At 63.7% G+C, this 18,346-nt stretch carries 14 protein-coding genes and 1 pseudogene; 2 read left to right on the plus strand and 13 right to left on the minus strand.

Annotated features, from left to right (window positions below):
- Together G3O06_RS34305 and G3O06_RS34310 are read right to left on the minus strand one after the other, a co-directional pair.
- Nucleotides 1-142, minus strand: a pseudogene (locus G3O06_RS34305) (branched-chain amino acid ABC transporter permease LivH); the annotation flags it as partial.
- A gap of 182 nt (nucleotides 143-324) precedes the next feature.
- Nucleotides 325-1,443, minus strand: coding sequence for a branched-chain amino acid ABC transporter substrate-binding protein (locus G3O06_RS34310; protein WP_174915965.1), 1,119 nt, complete (start codon nucleotides 1,441-1,443; stop codon nucleotides 325-327).
- 809 nt (nucleotides 1,444-2,252) lie between these two features.
- Here G3O06_RS34310 and G3O06_RS34315 point away from each other — a divergent pair.
- Nucleotides 2,253-2,882 carry a hypothetical protein gene (locus G3O06_RS34315; protein WP_205818859.1) on the plus strand — a complete coding sequence of 210 codons (630 nt, stop codon included), beginning with the start codon at nucleotides 2,253-2,255 and terminating at the stop codon, nucleotides 2,880-2,882.
- A gap of 437 nt (nucleotides 2,883-3,319) precedes the next feature.
- On the opposite strand, the gene G3O06_RS34320 is transcribed toward G3O06_RS34315, so the two are convergent.
- The 9 genes from G3O06_RS34320 to G3O06_RS34360 all read right to left on the minus strand — a co-directional run bounded on the left by G3O06_RS34320 (nucleotide 3,320) and on the right by G3O06_RS34360 (nucleotide 15,095).
- Nucleotides 3,320-3,916, minus strand: coding sequence for a hypothetical protein (locus G3O06_RS34320; protein WP_205818860.1), 597 nt, complete (start codon nucleotides 3,914-3,916; stop codon nucleotides 3,320-3,322).
- Nucleotides 3,917-3,932: 16 nt separating this feature from the next.
- A complete protein-coding gene (locus tag G3O06_RS34325; RefSeq protein WP_205818861.1) occupies nucleotides 3,933-8,273 on the minus strand; it encodes an RHS repeat-associated core domain-containing protein in 4,341 nt (1,446 codons plus the stop codon).
- Nucleotides 8,270-8,728, minus strand: a complete 459-nt coding sequence (locus G3O06_RS34330; RefSeq protein WP_174970179.1) for a DUF1795 domain-containing protein — start codon at nucleotides 8,726-8,728, stop codon at nucleotides 8,270-8,272. Before G3O06_RS34330 ends, G3O06_RS34325 begins: the two co-directional genes overlap by 4 nt.
- Before the next feature lie 17 nt (nucleotides 8,729-8,745).
- Nucleotides 8,746-10,884: a type VI secretion system tip protein TssI/VgrG gene (gene tssI / locus G3O06_RS34335; protein ID WP_205818862.1), complete on the minus strand. Its 2,139-nt coding sequence runs from the start codon at nucleotides 10,882-10,884 to the stop codon at nucleotides 8,746-8,748.
- A gap of 408 nt (nucleotides 10,885-11,292) precedes the next feature.
- On the minus strand, nucleotides 11,293-11,802 hold the full coding sequence (locus G3O06_RS34340; protein WP_174970226.1) for an OmpA family protein: 510 nt from the start codon (nucleotides 11,800-11,802) through the stop codon (nucleotides 11,293-11,295).
- Between the two features lie 85 nt (nucleotides 11,803-11,887).
- Nucleotides 11,888-13,156 (minus strand): diguanylate cyclase, encoded by a 1,269-nt coding sequence (locus G3O06_RS34345; RefSeq protein ID WP_205818863.1) that lies wholly within the window; start codon nucleotides 13,154-13,156, stop codon nucleotides 11,888-11,890.
- On the minus strand, nucleotides 13,153-13,857 hold the full coding sequence (locus G3O06_RS34350) for a YfiR family protein (protein ID WP_205818864.1): 705 nt from the start codon (nucleotides 13,855-13,857) through the stop codon (nucleotides 13,153-13,155). Before G3O06_RS34350 ends, G3O06_RS34345 begins: the two co-directional genes overlap by 4 nt.
- 253 nt (nucleotides 13,858-14,110) lie before the next feature.
- Nucleotides 14,111-14,344, minus strand: coding sequence for a hypothetical protein (locus G3O06_RS34355; RefSeq protein ID WP_205818865.1), 234 nt, complete (start codon nucleotides 14,342-14,344; stop codon nucleotides 14,111-14,113).
- Nucleotides 14,345-14,369: 25 nt separating this feature from the next.
- Complete coding sequence (locus G3O06_RS34360; protein ID WP_205818866.1) at nucleotides 14,370-15,095, minus strand: SMI1/KNR4 family protein; 726 nt, start codon at nucleotides 15,093-15,095, stop codon at nucleotides 14,370-14,372.
- 222 nt (nucleotides 15,096-15,317) lie between these two features.
- On the opposite strand from G3O06_RS34360, the gene G3O06_RS34365 reads away from it, so the two are divergent.
- Nucleotides 15,318-16,559, plus strand: coding sequence for an FAD-binding oxidoreductase (locus G3O06_RS34365; protein WP_205818867.1), 1,242 nt, complete (start codon nucleotides 15,318-15,320; stop codon nucleotides 16,557-16,559).
- A gap of 23 nt (nucleotides 16,560-16,582) precedes the next feature.
- Here the strand turns inward: G3O06_RS34365 and G3O06_RS34370 are convergent, their stop codons facing one another.
- Both G3O06_RS34370 and G3O06_RS34375 read right to left on the minus strand, forming a co-directional pair.
- On the minus strand, nucleotides 16,583-17,350 hold the full coding sequence (locus G3O06_RS34370) for a FadR/GntR family transcriptional regulator (RefSeq protein WP_174915977.1): 768 nt from the start codon (nucleotides 17,348-17,350) through the stop codon (nucleotides 16,583-16,585).
- 68 nt (nucleotides 17,351-17,418) lie between these two features.
- On the minus strand, nucleotides 17,419-18,309 hold the full coding sequence (locus G3O06_RS34375) for an amidohydrolase family protein (RefSeq protein WP_205818868.1): 891 nt from the start codon (nucleotides 18,307-18,309) through the stop codon (nucleotides 17,419-17,421).
- Nucleotides 18,310-18,346: the final 37 nt, after the last annotated feature.

Genomic DNA, 18,346 nt, shown 5'->3' on the forward strand with positions numbered 1-18,346 from the left:
TGTAGATCTCGCCGTGGGCGAAGTTGATCATGCCGATGATGCCGTAGACCATCGAATAGCCGATGGCGATCAACGCATAGATCGCACCCAGCGTCAGGCCGTTGACCAGCTGCTGGGCGAATTGAGGAAAGAAGTCAGTCATGTGCGGGAAGCTCCCGTTGGCGCCATGTCGCCTGCCGTCGCCGGATCACGGCGTGGCCGCGCGCAACGCACGGTGTCGTCTCGGGCCGCCCTGTGGCCGCGCAATGGGCAGATGCGCGGACAATACGCAGCCGCCCCGTCCGGGTCTCGGACAGGGCGGGATGCGCGGGCGGGTACTCCGTATTACTTGGCGGCGGTCTTCGTCGCGTCCTTGTGCCACGTGTACACGACGAACTTGAACGCCTTCAGGTCGCCCTGGGCGTCATACGCGACCTTGCCGATCGGCGTGTCGAACGTCGTCTTGTGCATGTACGCGGCGACCTTGGTCGGATCGGTCGACTTCGCACCTGCGATCGCGTCGGCGATGATCTTCACCGCTGCGTACGCGGGCATCTGGAACGGGCCGTTCGGATCGCGCTTCTTGTCCGCGAAGGCCTTCACGAGGCCCGCGTTGGCCGGATCGGCCGAGAAGTCGGCCGGCAGCGTGACGAGCATGCCTTCCGAGGACGGGCCGGCGATCGCCGTCACGTCCTTGTTGCCCACGCCTTCAGGCCCCATGAACGTAGCCTTCACGCCCTGCTCGCGCGCCTGGCGCAGCAGCAGGCCCATTTCCGGGTGGTAGCCGCCGAAGTAGACGAAGTCGACGCCTTGCGACTTCAGCTTCGTGATGATCGCCGAGTAGTCCGAATCGCCGGCGTTGATGCCTTCGAACAGCACGACCGGGATCTTTGCGGCTTCGAGGTCCTTCTTCACCGACGACGCGATGCCCTGGCCGTACGACTGCTTGTCGTGCAGCACGGCGACCTTCTTCGGCTTCACGTTGTTGATGATGAAGTGCGCGGCGGCCGGGCCTTGCTGGTCGTCACGGCCGATCGTGCGGAAGATGAAGTGGCGCTTCTTGCCTTCCGTCAGCTGCGGCGCGGTGGCCGACGGCGTGACCATCACGATGCCTTCGTTCTCGTAGATGTCGGAGGCGGGGATCGTCGAACCCGAGCACACGTGGCCGATCACGTACTTGATCTTCTGGCTGACGATCTTGTTGGCGACGGCGACGGCCTGCTTCGGTTCGCATGCGTCGTCCATCATCACGACTTCAAACTTGTTGCCGCCCGCACCGCCTGCAGCGTTGACCTGCTCGATCGCGGTCAGCGCGCCGGCCTTCACCATGTCGCCGTATTGGGCGACCGAACCGCTCATCGGACCAGCGATGGCGATCTTCACGGTTTCCGCTTGCGCGGCGGCGGCGCCGGCGGCGAACAGCACGGCGGCGACGGAAATGGACGTAAGACGGGACAGCGTCATCAGGAGCTCCTCGATGTTGTTAGTCATACGGGCAAAGGCGGCATGACTTGCGCAATCGAACAGCACCCGGGGCGAGGACATGGGACACGCCCGAGACACATAGAAGACGGAACTCCAGCGGAATGTTGCGTAGCGGGGCCCGGCTCTTGCAGTCCCCGAAGGGGACGTCTGGTTCGGAAAGACATCGTGATGCGTCTTGCATTGCGCAAGCGTTTCGCCTGCCCCGCTTGCCAAATCGCTTGTTCGGAGGGGTGATCCGACAGCCGTTGGCAAGGCAGTCGAAATTATATGGGCGTTTTTAAATCGTCTGTCAAAAATGCCGGTCGACCGAGGGAAAACACGGAGGGTTTTGTGGGGTGGTGGTGGCGATTGGGGCGCAACCAGGTGGGGGCGAGAACGTTTGCCTGGGGTGCAATTGGGTTGCTATTGGGTGCGTCGGATTGGGTGATTGCCTTGCTGCGCTTGGCTTTCGGCGATCGTTGAATCTGTGCGACGCGTTTTCGGGCTGCCAAGGGTCTGATCGCCATAAATCAATCGACTGATGATTGCCTTGGTGAGCACCAACTCGGGGCGCTCGGTCGAGGCGGCAAATCCTTCTGTTTACATACAAAACTAAACATCTGGAAGCTGATTGTTATTTTTATGAAATAATACGAATTCGCTTCTGCAATCCAGCCAGCCTTCCTGTGAGTCGCGAACTCCGCGCTTCGCAGTCGCCTCAGGGCCGCTTCGACGCCCCTCCGTCGCCCAGCCGCCAGCCAGTGATCTGCCGTTTTTTCTCATCGCATATCACCTGCTTCGGAACGCTGATGAATCACCCTTTCTGCTTTTCTTCCGCCGCCGCGATCGCGTGTGCGCTTTCTGTTTCTACCTCTACCGCTGATGCTTCGGGGCGCGATTCGCTGACCGATCGGTCGGCGGGTGCCAATGTGTTTCGGTCGGAGCGGAGGGCTGCTGCTCGGGATGAGGGGCACGCGGCGCGCATGAGTCGCCGCCAAGTGAAATACGCTGCGCCCGTGGAACGCACACCGTTCGATACGCCGGATACGCGGCCGTTGCGGGTGACGGGCGATGCGCTTGTTGCGCCGACGCCTTCGGCTGAGCACGAGCCCGATTTGGTATTGCCCGCGAATCGTGTCGCGCTTGGTGCGGGAGGCAGCGATAGTTTTGGGCGGGCAGTGCCTGGATATGAGCAGCGGGAGCAGAACTGGAATGAATATCTGCGGGCGAATGGCTCAAGGCCGGCTGGAAGTGGCGGTTCGTATGCGCCGCAGCGGCCCTACGATGCTCCGCGCGGTCCGCATGGTGCGCCGAATCCGTTCGATCCTTCGGTACCGCAACCGGAAACGCGGACGTTCTATGACAATGGCGCAGGGACGAAGTGCACGGCTACAGGTGGTGCGGGGACGTCGCGGTCGTCTTGCAATATCGGCTGGTGATGCTTGGGGGTGGTCGGTGGCGGCTGCCCTACTCGGCACACTACGCGACTTCGCGCAATGCACCCGCATCCTGCGGAATTTAACCATCCCGCATGGGGGGGTACTACCCTTCTCGAAACAGATCGAGATAATCATTCCGAGCGATGGTGTATTTTTTCCTAAGTGAAACGACAAAGCCACGCCTCGGTTGCCTCGATTATTTACCACATGCGAAATATAGGTTGAATTTTGCTGCGATACGGCAGCCTTCCAGGTTTCTCTTGGAGTCCTCCACTTTAATTTCATCTTCCGGAAAAATATCAATCACCCACAAATCAAGCGCACCGAAAAAGAATGGCATCCGTAACGGAAGCCGTACGACCGCATCGCGCTCGTACGTGGCCTGGAATTCCAATGATCGCCGCGCTCTTATTTTCCAAGCGCTTTGAGCACACAATTCACTTTGACGATTTCGCCACGAAATAGGCGAGCGTGTTGTTAGTTAGATAATTCCCATTAGAACCATCGAACTTCGCTGCAGCATCCGGCCCCGCGAAGAATCGAGTTTCCGGCTTCTCTCTAACAGCGCCAGTCTCGCGGTCGATCAAGTATGTCTTTACTGCGAATCTCTTGAATACTTTCCATACCGTCTTAACAAACTCGTCCGTTGCCTCATCTGTTTCGGGGTCATAGGACGCCGCTAAGCGACCATCCCGCAGGCTACCTGGTGCATATTTAGCATTATTCGACCGTAGAAACTGAATTGCCCCCGGCCCCTCCATAGACCCAATATAGCCCGACCCGCCCGGATGAGAAGCGACAAATTCACGCGTATAGCGCTCCACCGTGCAAATCGCCTCATCGAGAATCACGACATCGGAGAATGGCTGCCCGTGACACTCGGCCATGCTGTCATGCACAGGAGGAATGGGTGAATTCCAAATGTAAGAATCAATAAATTTGACATGAGGGATATGCGCTTTCAGTAAATCAGAAAACACTGCCTCATCAACGCTTGTCATGAAGGTCTGCAACGTCGGCATCTTAGTAGTCAAAACTTCCTCCTTTCTTTCATCGGGTAGTGACAGTTCCGGGCGTCATCGTCGCCGTATTCAAGTCTCCCGGTTGCAAGGTTGATCCCTTAACAACCGTGATGACAATCGCACTCGGATCCTGTTGAGTGATGCGATTAGCGTTCGTCCACTCCCGTTGAGACATCCCGTTCACTGCCCCCTTATCTACTGTCTGGACATAGACAAGATTGCCTTGAGAATCTCTGAACGTCATGTCTGTATAAGAACTGCCCTTTCGCCCACTTCCACTTAATGGTGGCAAATAGGTTTCTGGGCGCTCTCCTCCTGTGAGAGCGTCACGTCCGCCTGCAACGTGTCGGTCAGCTGGATTATCAGCAAGATACTGATCTCTGACGCCATCCATATGGTTCTTAGTCGCTTGGTTACCTCGTCGGCACCATCCCCATGGATCAATCCATACCAGTGGACTCTCGGCGTACGCATAAAGATTATGCCCGCCGCTCAGGCCAATCGGATCCGGATTAATAAACCGACCGATGTCTGGATCGTAGAACCGGAAAGTGTTGTAGTGCAGCCCGGTTTCGCGATCCAGGTATTGTCCTTGGAAGCGCAAGTTCTGCGGCCGTGGCACGTGGGCGGGTGTTGCAGCAGCCACCTGCACCTCGCCCCACTCCGGCACCGACTGCTGCGGCGCCCGCGCGATCCACTCCTCCTGCACCGCGTTGCCCCAAACCTTGTAGCGAGCCTGCCAAATCAACTCGCCTTCAGCATTAGTCAGTTCCTCCGGCAACCCCGACACATCGTTGTGGAAATAGTAAACCGCATCCCGCGCATTGGCGTCATTAGCCGCCGCCTTACCCTGGTCGATCCGCGCCAGCGGCACATAGCTGTTGGACTCATACAAGTACGTCAGCGCTTCCTCGCCCTGACGGTCGTGATACGTCTCCTGTACGAGTCGCATGCCATCCCACAGGAAGTCCGTACTCGCGTACCCCCCATTGAGCTTCCGAATCCGCCGACCGAACGCGTCGTATTCGAAATGCGTCGTCCCGATGCCAAGCCGGTCCTTCGTTACGACGGTCTTCAACTGGTTCCAATCGTCGTACTCCAGAACCAGCTCTTTAGCCGGCCCGTGACCGCTCAACTTACGAACCAGCCGCCCATATACGTCGTACTCGAAGCGCTTGTCCTCGAACATCTTGAGCCGGTTGTGCTCAACAAAGCCTCCCGGGTGATCGCTCGACACCAGGTTCGCCGCAGCATCCCAGCGAAACACTTCCGACGGCAATCCCGGCCCGGCCGCCTGTTCAATGCGGCCTGTCGGGTCATACCGATAACTCGTCATGCCATAGCGCAGATCCCGCTTCTGGATCACATCGCCCGCAGCGTCGTATTGCCATTGCTTCGCAAGCAACTCGTCCGCCACCCTGCCTCGCTGCGCAACGTGCCGAGCACGACGACCAACCGCGTCGTACCCGAAGTGACTAGTGAGCTTGCCTTGCGTCCGCAGAACTTCCCGATGCAGATCATCGCGCTCTATGTCGGCAACTGCAGTACCGTCAACGCGAATCTGGTGCACGTGCCCCGAACCGTAATGCAGCCAGTCGATCGTGCGCTCGCCTGAGATCGTCGTGCTAACGCGATTACCAAGCTCATCGTAGGTATGCGCAAGCCAGCCCGTAGGCGTGTATTCCTCGAGCACCTCTCCGCGCGCCCCGTACTTCAGGCTGACCCGATTCTTCAACGACTGACCACGAGCCGCCAGCGTGTACAACTCGGCCGACGCGATTCGGCTCGCCTTGTCGTACAGGTATTCACATCGCTCATGCGTGGCTTGCTTCGCCGTCAGTCGGCCGATCGTATCGCGCTCGTATCGCGTCTCGATCTCTCCATCCCGCACGATCGTGCCTTGGCCGCACACATCGTATTCGTATGTGCGCTTGTGGCCGTCAAGCCCGATCTGCGCAGCCACCAGGTCGCGACGATCATACTGAAAGCGATACGACTCACGATTTTCGTTGGTCAAGCTCGCCAGCCGGAACGCATCGTCGTAGCCGAACCGCACGACACGATCAGCAGCATCCGTTCGAGACAACAACAATCCCCGCGGATTGAGCTCATAACGCGTGCTGCGCTGATTCGCATCAACAACCTCAACGAGACGTCCAGCCACGTCATAAAAGAACGCCTGACGAGCACCATCCGCCGTCCCGATCCCCGTGACCCGCCCCATGGCATCCGTTTCGTACACGGTCGACTGCCCGGCCGCATCAGTCACACGCGCAAGCGCCCCACGAGCGTCATACGCAAACCGCGTAACCTTGCCGGAACAATCGGTATACGACGTCAACTGCGCACGGCCATTCCACTCGAGGAACTTATACCCACCCCGCGCATCACGAATCGTATGCACGAGCCCGCGCTCGTCCCGGTGATACTCGGTCGCGAAGCCCGCCGGATCGCGCGTCATCGTCAGGTTGCCGAGATCGTCGTAACGATAAATCCAGCGCGAATTAGCCGGATCGGTTTCCGCCACAGGCAGGTCGTAGTACCCATTCCACTCGGTCCGCTCGACCTGGCCCAGCGCATCGATGCGCTGAGTCTGACGCCCTCGCTCGTCGTATTCGAAACGGGTCGTATGCCCGGCCGGATCGGTCGTACTGACCAACTGCCGCTTTGCGTTCCACTCCAACTGCCACACATGGCCTTCGGCATCCGTATGGCTCGTCGGCTGCTGATCCTCATTCCACGTCCAGCGCGTCACGCGACCGATCTGGTCGGTGATCGTCACCGAACGCTGAACGAGATCCGCGTTGAACGTGTACGCTTCGCCGTCGTTGGTCCAGTGGCGCACGACGCGCGCGTCGCGGCCGACACCCTGCCATGCATAAAAGCACTGCAGGCCGCCACGCAATGTGTGCTGGACCATCAGCCCATGCTCGTACGCAAAGCGTCGCCCGATATGGCCGCTACGATCGGTAACGGCCACCAGTTCGCCGGCGTTGCTGTACGCGTAACGCACCAGCGTGTCGGGTTGTTCACCGTCAACGCCACGGGTCAATTCGATCGCGCCAATACGTTGCGGATGCAACTTGTCGTAGGACAGTGTCAGCAAGCGACCGGCGCTATCGTGCAACCGTACGGGCCGCGCAACCTCATCGTGAGATTCTCGTTCAACCTCGATCCAGTTACCGTTGCGATCCTCGAGACGCCACAGCTTGAGCGTCTCTCCATCCGCATCAGTACGAGCACGGCCGAAATCGCGATACACACCGTCGACCGTCTCGACCACGTAGTGGCCACCCTCGGTGCAGATCAGGTAAATGCCTTCCGGCACGCTGAAATGGCTCTCACCCGGCGACACAGCGGGGAACACGATATCGCGCCCCTGCTCGTCCCAGTACGTGATCGACACCACCTCGCCATGTTCACGCGCGAGCCGCAACTCGACGCTGATCGGCACGCTCCATCCCGTCCCGAACAGGCTGTCGGCACGATCATCGAGACTGCTATAGAAGCGTTGCCAAACGATCGGCAGCGGCCCGGGCAAGACGAAGTCGGTATCGTCCGTGCCATCGAGAACCTTGCTGCCGGTAATTACGTTGACCGGATGCCCCGCCGACGGCCTCGCCAGACTACCCAGCCAGGTACCGAACGCACCCGCGGCGAAATTCATCGCGATACACGGCACCTTGCTCTTCAGGAAGTCCCCCCAGCTCATCTTCCCGCGGCCGCACACCGCGAGCGCGATACCGAGCGCCGCCCCCAGCCACCCGAGCCGAGTAGCCGACTTCACGTCCCGCACTCGCTGCGTCCCGCCGCCGATGAAAACGTTGTCCGAGCCTTCGGCAATCGTCCCGTCACAGGTCGTCTTGTCGCCAACCCGCGCAGCCGGCTGATCGTTGATATAGACGCTTCCCGACCCGTCGGCAATCATCTGCGGCCCGGGATGGTCGGTACACGCAACGGTATCGAGGTCACCCGGCTTCGCCGCCCGCGCCGCCGGCTTGTCGTTGACGTAGACGTTCCCCGACCCGCTCGCGATCTTGCCTTTGATCTCGGGCGGCACGATCGAATTGGCGAGCGACTTCGCGCCATCGTCGATGGCGTCGTTCATGCCGCTCGCTTCCATCAGCGCGCCCGAGCCGACCGCCACGCCCACACCGATCGCAATCACGAGCGGCGTCGCCAACCCTGCCGTGCCGATCTCGAGCGCAGCGAGGCCGACGAATATCAGCCCCTCCATCGCCTCTGCCACCAACGCACCGACGATGGCCCCGCCGACCACCGACCCGACCGTGCCGACGAGTTCACCCATGAACGACGTGTGCTGGATCGGATCTTCGAAGCGAGCGGCCGCGAAGTTTTCCGCGCTCACGACGCGTCACCCGGCCCGAGCAGGGACGGCCGGGCCGCACGTGGCTGGAAACTGGCAAGCATGCGTTCGGCGATCGCCTGCTGCTCTTCGGTCAGCGGCGCCGCGCTGGTCAACGTCATCACGAGCACGCGGCCGGCGTCATCCGACGGAAACATCGTCTGCACCTGATGCCAGAGCCTGCCGTCCCGCTCGAGCGTGGAATCGATCTGAATGCCCGCCCGGGACCCCACCGTCACCGGCCGACGCGCCTTTTCGGTCAGCATCTTGGCATCGCGCGACGCCACTTCCCATTCGCGCGCGACGAACGCGTCGAGATTCTCCCCGTCGCGCAACCGCCCGCGGGCGATCACGAGATTGAGGCCGCCGGGGCCGGCATTCATCATCAGGATGTTGACCGTGCGGTCGAGCGCCGCGTCCGGCAGTTCGAAGGTGCCTTCGTGGATTGCGTAGTGCATGGCTGGTTTCGTTCGTATTATTTGTTGAGATCGATGCGCGTGCCGTTGACCATCACGCCGTCGTCGGTCATCAGGATCACGGAGCCCTTGTGCTCGAGGCGAATGCCTTCCGGCGCGAGCGAGATCGAGCTGTCCATCACCTTCAGCAGGATGCCGCGCTCGGCCATGTGGACCTGCGTGCCGCCGCCGCCATCCTTGGCCGGCGTCATCACCTCGACGGTGGTCGCGGTCGTGCTGCGCTTCTCGGCGATCGTCTCGGTCAGGTTGCCCTGCGGAATCTGCTTCTCTTCGCTGCCCGTCGCCACCAGCACGGTACGCATCGGCCCCAGCACCTTGTGCGTCTCGCTGTTCTCGACGACGGTGTTCATGTCCTTCTGCGCATGCATGAAGAATTCCTGCATGCCGTTCGTATCGGTCATGCGGATCTCGTTCGAGCCCTGCCCCTTGTGCGTCTGGCTCTTGATCCCCATCGTCTGGCCCGCCGCACCGTGGTACGGGTTGCCTTGTTCGCCGTTGAACACGCGGCCGACGATCACCGGGTTATCCGGATCGCCCTGGTTGAACGCGACGAGCACTTCCTGCTTGATCCGCGGAATCGCGGCCGCCCCCCAGCCGTCGCCCGCCCACGGTTGCGACACACGCACCCACATCGAATCGGAGCCGTCCTTCTTGCCGCGCCGGTCCCACGGGAAGTGCACCTTCACGGCGCTCCCGTTCGTGAAGATTTCCTCGCCCTTCGGCCCGACGACGATCGCCGATTGCGTGCCGTGAATCACCGGCTTCGGCGTGCCGCGCGGCGCACGATACGGCACCTTCTTCGGCAGCAGCGCGAAGCTGTTGCGGTACGGCAGCTTCGCGCTGTGCTGCGTGTAGTCGTTCACCGCCTCGTGACGCACGTGCAGGATCACGTATTCCTGGTTGTTCTCCAGCACCGGGTGATTCGCCACGGTGACGGCGCCCGCCGTGGTCATGCGCCACGCGTAGCCGCCGCCGGTATAGCGGTGGGCCTGCGCCTCCTCGGCCTCCATCGCGAAACGGGCGTAGCGGTTGCCGTCGTCGCCATGGTCGTACAGCGACTGATGCTCGAACCGCTCGGTCGCGTCGAGCCGCGCGTGCTTGAGGTTCTGCGGCCCGGCCTCCACCAGCATCAGCGGCGACGACGGATTCTGGTGGTTGAAGTCGCGGAACGTAACCTTGCCGACACCAAAGCGCCGGCCTTCGTGCAGCTGATCGATGCCGCTGTCCTCACTCGCCTCGGTGGCCGCGAACGGCACGGTAGCAAGCCCATCGATCGGGCGGAACAGCAGGTTCGAATCGCCGATCACCAGGATGTGCTTGTCCTTCTCGTAGCGGTGCGTCCAGACCAGCCCCTCCTGCTCCATCAACCGCGCGCAGAAGTTGAAGTAGCTCTCCTGGTACATCACGACGTACTCGAGCGGCTTCTGATTCGTCCGAATATCGAACACGAAGTCGGAGAAACCGTGCTCCTGGAAGATCTCGGTGAGGATGTCCTGCACGGTCTTGTTCTGGAAGATCCGGCAGTCGGTCGAGCGTGTCAGGAACCAGAACCACGGCACCGCCGTCAGGTGATATTGCGTGACGTTGCCGGGGTTGCCGGCCCGGTCGAACGACGCCACGTAGCCGTCGAAGTAACGGTCGTTGTCGGCGGCGCCCGATGCGACGACGCGCTCGAGCGTCGACAGGCGTGCCTGCTGGTCGAACCGGATCTTGACCTGCTGGCCGATCAGGTCCTCGGGGCGCAGGTCGTGGCGATGCGACAGCAGGTCGAGGTGGATCTCCGGCAACCGGTTCACGTGCTCGTCGACGACGGCGGCGCTGACCAGCAGCACGTCCGGGCCGAGCGGCGTATCGAGCGTCACGTAGCGGTTGAGCTGGGTCAGGCGCGCGGGGTTGGCGGCGCCGTTGATCGCCTCGGCGATCGCGCCGGGCGTCTTGTCCATCAGCGAGAAGCCAGTCTGCGCGAGCTGCATCGCACGCTGGACGGTGTCGACGTGCCCGGCCAGGCCCGCGAGCGGCCCGAGGCTGCCGGCGACACTCGATGCGATCGGGCCGGCGAGGCCGCCGAGCGCACTCAACGAGCCGAATCCACTACCGCCCAACCCAGTGGGAATACCGCCGTTCGGAGCGAAACTCATTCTTGTTCCTTGCTTGTGATCTCAGGTTCCGTGGGCCGGCTGGCCGGCCCGAAGCCCCGATAATGTAGGACAAAACCCGACCGCGTGAAAGACGCCCGCAAACGTTTCCGTTCAGGCCCCCGATAATGCTGACACCAGCCGGCAACTGGCCGGCCACGCGCGGCAGCGCACGCCGAAGCACCACGCCAGCAGGCACGGAGCACGACACAATCTGCATGAAACGTGTGACAGATCCGTACGGGGCGAGGCATCGCCTCCCGTCACGATGAAATAGTGGGAACCCTCGGGAAGGAAACGGGCGCAGGCAGGCGCTACGGCGCCGCTACGCTATATCGGTCATCGCGATCGATCGCATGATTTCCGGCGCTTGCAAGCGCCTTTCACCCACTCCAAGGAAAACCGCCCCGGTCACCGCGGCGACACCACGATCGCCGCCCGCCGGTTCTGCGCCCGCCCTACCGGCGTCTTGTTGTCGCCCACCGGATCGCTCTTCCCCTTCCCGACGATCGCGATGCGCTTCGTGTCCAGCCCGACGTCGACCAGTTCAATGGCAACGACCTCCGCCCGCCGCCTGGACAACTCGAGGTCATACTCGTCCACCCCTTCCTGGTCCGAGTATCCATAGACCCGTACCCCGTTAATTCCCGCGGACCTGAGCGTGCGACCGATCCTTTCGACGATCCGCCGTACATCGGGCTTGAGGTTGTAGCGATCGAAATCGAACAGGATCGGCCCGGTCGAGCCGAACTCGAAACCCTGCTGGGTTTCCTGGAAACCGGCCGACTTGAGCACGGTGACCTGCGTCTGCGTCAATCCACGATGAAGCGGCGGCGCCTTGCAGCCTCCCAGCAGCATGCACAAAAGCAGCGCGCTGCCGACGCACAAGCGCCCAATACCCACCGGAAACGTGTTGTTCATCATTGACCCCTTCGATTGCACCCGCATCGCGAGCGCTCCTTCAACCCACTGCCGCGGCCTCGCCCGCAGCGTGAAACGATGAACCTCAGGCCGCCCCCGCGACCCCTTCCGCCAGTTGCCACGAGCCTGGCCGGGCGCGCTTGGCACGGTACATCGCGGCATCCGCCGCCCGCAGCAAGCCGCTCGCATCCGACGCGTGATCGGGATACAGCGCAACACCGGCACTCATCATGGTGGCCACCACGCGGCCGTCGGACAGCTCGATCGACGGCGCCATGCCGGACAAGATCTCGTCAGCAATACGACATACGCTACCCGCTTCGCGCACGGCCGGCAGCATCACGGCGAACTCATCGCCGCCCAGGCGCGCGACCAGGTCGGCCTCACGCACCTGCGTGCGCAGCCGTGACGCGATGCCGATCAGCACCGCGTCGCCGGCGTCGTGGCCGAGACAGTCGTTGATTTCCTTGAAGCGGTCGCAGTCCAGATACAGGATCGCGACCCGCTGCCCCGTCACCCCGGCTTCGCCGAGGGCGATCGCGAGGCGCGACTCGAACTGCACGCGGTTCGGCAGCCCCGTGAGCGCATCGTGGGTCGCCTTGTGTTCGAGCGAGGCGTTCTCGTCGCGCAGCGTGTTCTGCCAGTCTTCGAATTCGTCGAGCAATGCATTGAAGTCGTCGCCGAGCTGGTTGAGCTCGGCAATCGCCGCGGGCTCGACCCGCTGCGCGAACGCACGTTCGCGCCGCACCGCGTGGGCGACGCCGGCCAGCGCGCGCAACGGAGAAACGATGTTGCGCAGCAGGCGCTTCGAGCTGACATACGCACCGATCACGCTGACGGCCAGGCAGCCGAGAATGCCGCCCACGCCGCCAAGCAGGAATCCGAAGAACTGATGGCCACGGCCGCGCACGACGACGTGGCCGACGATGATGCCGTCGTGCACCACCGGTGCGCTCACGGGCCCGGGCAGCGCGAAGTCGGCGACGACCCGCTCGAGCCGCGCGATCCCGCTGCCGGCGGGCAACTGCCACGTCGCGAACGGCTCGTCCTTGCTGTCCGTGACCACCACCTGCGCGACGTCCTCGTCGCTGGCGATCAGCCCGATCGCCTCGGCCGCCGCAACGCGGTCGCCGAACACGAGCGCCGCCTCGACCGTATAACCGAGCGAGCGGGCCAGCAGGTTCAGGTTGTTGTCGGCATACGCTCGCAATGCGATCACGGCCACGACGATCAACGACACGGCGGCCATCGCGACGGCGACGAACGCGAGGCGCAGGTGCGCGCGACGCAGCACGCTTTGCAGCGTCGGGCGCGACACGCGCGACAGGGAAACGGGCGTGGCGGGCCGTGTCATGGTGCCCCCGGCCGTCGCGCAAGATTGAGCACGTTCGGATGCACGCGCACCCCGCTGCGTGCGACGGCGTCGAGATTGATGTCGAACGACACGCGTTCGCCGTCGACGTTGAGACAGAACATGCCGCCCGCGGTGCAGGATGGATCGTGTTCCGAAATCGTCAGCACCGGATGGCCGGCCACCGCAGCTCTCACGCGCGCTCTCTCATCTGCGCTCAGGTTGCCGAGATAGACGATGTCGCAGGCGATGCCGAGCGCGGGATCGTCGAAGCGCACACGCTGCACGTCGAGCAGCGTCGAGCCGGCCTGCAGCGTGTCGGTCAGGCCGCTTGCATAGTCGGGCCGGCCCGTGACGCACAGATGCAGGCGCACGGGTGTGGTCGGCCAGTGGGTGAAGCTGACGATGCCCAGCACGACCTGACGCACGGCCGTGTCGTGTGACGCAACTGCGGAATCGGCGGGGGTGGGGCTCGCGACGGCAACCATGCGCACCATGTCGACCGGATCGACAGCCTCGGCGGAAGCCCCGGCGAGCACGGCCTGTGCGGCCCCCAGAACGCAAACGATTGCGACCAGCGCGTGGCGCAGCGGAGCGGTTCGACCGGGACGGCCGGGCGCCGTTCGCGCGGCGATTGCCGCCGCGCCCGCTGGCGTCGCTGCAGTCGCGAGACTGGCAGCCGACGCGCACACTTTCGCATCCATGATGGCAACATCCGCTGGCGTCGCTCCGGCGCTGCCTCCCGCCTCCCTCCATGCGCGTGCAGGCACCGAATTACGCGCATGATGGCTTCATCTTAGGTAAAAATTCGCATCACCAACCAGTGGGAAACACCCGCGAGAAACGGTGGAAAGTATGCGGAATAGGCGCTTTGCGCGAGGATGTGCCTGCCGGTCTCGATCCGGTGTCGACGTCGGGAAATTGATCAGCGGATTGGGCGGACGCGCACGCCAAACTTCATACGTTCTGTCGCGCGATGCCACCGCCGATATCGATATCTCGCACGACGGCTTGCTCAATCGCCCCCCTGTCTGCCGGAACACCGCGTCCGCCATCGTCGGCGTAACATCCCGCGCTCGACAATTCGGCATCGAATGCGCGGAGACGCGCCGTCTCCGGTTGCACGACAACGGCCGCTTTGCGGAGGTGCCCGATATGCACGCGCCCATGCAGCATGGGGAAGCGGTTCAAGATGAATTGAACAGACAGTGAACGGCTATCGTTCGTCGGCTTCCTCGACGAATACCTCGAACCACGCGTTCATCACAGCCCAGAAATCCACGGGCTCGAGTTCGGCCGGGCGCTCGTGCCACCCAACCCATCCCACCGCCCTGCCATCACCGGCCGCTTCACCCGGAGCAACGCACAGCCAATCGCCGCTGCCGTTATGAAATACGGTCCGCACGAAATCCGGGTTCACGCCGAGCTTGCGTATCTCGGCGGTCGTCAGATCGAGCTTGTCCGCGAGTGCAGCCTGATCGGCAAGCGGCAACGGCCCCATCGAATTCGCGGGAAAGAACGTCCAGCCGTCATGCACGGTCTGATGGAAAAACCGCAGCTCTTCAGGCAGTGCAGTCCAGCGTGGCGCATCAACCGGGCCCCGCTCGCGCAACGGCGCGCGACCGATGAAGAAATTCAGGTCGTCGTGCTCGACCGTGTACGGATACAGCAGCATGACGTCGCCGCCGTCGTTGCGGAGCACGGCCGGACGGGCGAGCTTGTCGCGAAAGAACTGCGCGACGGCCGGCAATCGATCGATGATGCCGGCCCACATCCGCACGAGTGCATCCGCCCGAACGTCGTCCGGCACAGCGAGCAGCGTGCGCCATGCGGGCGGCACATCGACATCGGCCGGGATCTCGTCCGCCGCGAGCCAGACACTACCGGTTGCCCGGAAGCGCTTCAACTCCGCCGCGTACCCCGCTGCGGACAACTCGATCATCGCGCGTCACCCTCGAATGCCGGAATCCGCGCATTCCACTGCCCGCGTCGGTGCGACGATCGCGAATCGTCGCGCGCGGGCCAGCGGCCATGCGCAGGCCGCATGCGTCCTCTTGGTGCCTCACGCCGCCGCGAGTATGCTTGCAGTTCGAATGATCTCCAACCCGGGTGCACACGCCTCGTCACCGGTACGCGCACCGCCAACCGTCTTTCACCACCATCGATGGATTTCGACGTCATCGTTCTCGGCGCAGGCATCGTCGGCGTCTCCGCAGCACTCCACCTGCAGGATCGAGGGCGCAAGGTCGCCCTCGTCGATCGCGGCGCACCCGGCGAAGGCACGAGCTTCGGTAACGCGGGGCTGATCGAGCGTTCGTCGGTCGAACCGTATCCGTTCCCGCGCAGCCCGTTCACGCTGATGCGCTATGCGCTGAACCGCTCGACCGATCTCTACTGGCACAGCGCATCGCTGCCCGCGTTCGCGCCATGGCTTGCACGTTTCTGGTGGGAATCGGCGCCGCTGCGTCACGCGGCCGCGTCGCGCGACATGCTGCCGCTGATCGAGCGCTGCATCGTCGAGCACGACGCGCTGATCGCGCGGGCCGGCGCCGGCGAGCTCATCCGCGCGAACGGCTGGCTGGAGGCGTTCCGCACACCGGCCGCATTCGAACGCGGCGTGGCCGAAGCCGGACTCTCCGCGCGCCGCCACGGGCTCGGCATCACACCGCTTGATGCCGCCGCGCTGAGCGCGCACGAGCCGAGCCTCGCGCCCGGCTTCTGTGGCGCGCTGCACTGGCTCGATCCGAAAAGCGTCGTCGATCCGTCCGCGCTCGTCAAAGCGTACGCACAACTCTTCGTGCAAGGCGGCGGCACGCTTCTGACGGGCGATGCCGCGAGCCTCGACGCCCTGTCGCCGGGCTGGCAGGTCAGCACGCAGGACGGGATGGCCGCCGCGTCGGCCGTGGTCGTCGCGCTCGGCCCGTGGTCCGACACGGTGTTCGGCAAGTTCGGCTACAAGATCCCGCTGCGCGAGAAGCGCGGCTATCACATGCACTACGCGCCGTCCTCGCGCGGCGTGCCGTCGGCACCGATCGTCGATCGTGAATACGGCTACGTGATCGCACCGATGAAGCGCGGGCTGCGGCTGACGACCGGCGTCGAGATCGCGCGGCGCGGCGTGCCGCCGACCGGCGTGCAGCTCGAACGCGCGGAACGCGTCGCGCGCCCCGTGTTCGGTTTCGGGGAGCGGCTGGACCCGCAACCGTGGCTCGGCTTTCGGCCGTGCACGCCCGACATGCGCCCGGTAATCGGCCCCGCGCCCGCGCATCGCGGGCTGTGGTTCTCGTTCGGCCACAACCATCACGGGCTGACGCTCGGCCCCGTCACCGGCCGCCTGCTGGCCGAGATGATGACGGGCGAAGCGCCGTTCACCGATCCGGCGCCGTATCGCGCGGATCGCTTCTGACCCGGCAACGCGTCAACGCGCGCTCAGTCGAGCGCGCGGCCGAAGATGCGGATCACTTCGTCGAGATGCTCGGCCATCGCGCGGCGCGCAGCGTCCGGGTCGCGCGCGCGAATCGCATCGAGGATCGCGCGGTGTTCGAGTTCCGACCGGTGCGGCATGTCGTTCGGCATGTACAGCGACTGCAGCCGCTGAAACATCAGGTCGTACTTGTGCGCTAGCAACTGCTTGATCATCAGCGCATACGCGGCGTTGTCGCTCGCTTCCGCGATACGGATATGAAACAGCCGGTCGCCCGGATGCGTGAGCGAACCGCTGCGATTGTCTTCCTGGTTGCGCAGGAACGCCTCGTGGATCCCTTCGATCTGCTCGTCCGAGCCGTGCTTCGCGGCCAGCGACGCCGCTTCCGGCTCGATCAGACGGCGCGCCTGCAGCAGCGCGAACGGCGGGATTTCGGTATCGAGGTCGAGCGCAATGCCGAGTTCGGGATCGATCTCGATGATCGTGAACGGCGTGGCCTTCTCCGCAAGGTCGGGCGCGGGTTCGGGTGCGGCGGCCGGTTGGGGGTGGCGCACCTTCACGCCGTCGCCGACGCGCACGCTCACGAGCCCGCTCACTTCGAGCGCAATCAGCGCCTCGCGCACCGACGTGCGCGACACGCCGAACTGTTCGGCCAGTTCGCGCTCCGGCGGCAGGTAGCTGCCCGGCGGAAAATCGCCGGACTCGATCATCGCACTGAGCTTGTCGGCGATCTGCTGGTAGAGGCGGCGGTTCTGAATCGGCTGGATGGACATACGTTGAGGCAGGTGATCGGTTTCGTTCCGGACGGTCTGACGAATCGAACAGACCGTTCGCGCCTATTTTATATGCCGCGCTTCGCCGCGCCCGGCACCGCATAGCATCGCGCGGCGGTACCGCCCCACAGCGCGTTGCGCTCGGCCGCCGACAGCCGCGATTCGGCCCAGCGTTCGATGATCGACGCGACTTCGTCATACGACGCGGCCAGCAGGCACACGGGCCAGTCCGACCCGAACATCAGCCGCTGCGGGCCGAACGCGTCGAGCGCCGCATCGAGACACTGCTCGATACGCCGGACGTCCTTCCCGCGCAGGCCGCGCTTCCAGTCGGCTTCGGTCACGAGCCCCGACAGCTTGCATGCGACATGCGGCAGCGCGCCCAGCTCGCGCAACGCGGCGCGCCAGCGCGCGAGCGCCGTGTCGTCGCGCTCGAAATCGGCGAGCGCGGGCTTGCCGACATGATCGAGCACGAGCCAGTGCGCGTCGTGCCTCGCACAAAATACCCACACGTCCCGCAACTGGCGCTCGAACACGAGCACGTCGTACACATAGCCGTTCGCCTGCAGCCACGCGATGCCGCGATTGAAGCCCGGCTCCGCGACGAATGCGCCGGCATCGGCTTCGTCCTGCACCTGGTGACGAAAGCCGCGCAGCTTCGGGCTGCGCCATTCGGCAACACGATCGGCGAGCTCCGGCGCGGCGAGATCCTCCCAGCCGATCACCGCCGCGATGTGCGCATCGTCGCGCGCGAGATCGAGCAGGAACGCCGTCTCGTCGCGCCCGGCGCGCGCCTGCACCGCAATCGACGCGCCGAGTGCCTGCGCATGCATCAGCGGCCAAAGCGCGTCAGGCAGGTAGTCGCGCGCGAGCACCCCCATCCCGGGGCCGATCCACGGGTAATCGGCGGCGCGATAGCGCCAGAAGTGCTGATGGGAATCGATACGCACTGCACCCATGATGCCCTCGTGTCCGGTCGCCGCGGCGGCGGCGACG

It is taken from the genome of Burkholderia sp. Ac-20345 (assembly GCF_017104825.1).
GTDB lineage: Bacteria > Pseudomonadota > Gammaproteobacteria > Burkholderiales > Burkholderiaceae > Burkholderia > Burkholderia lata_B.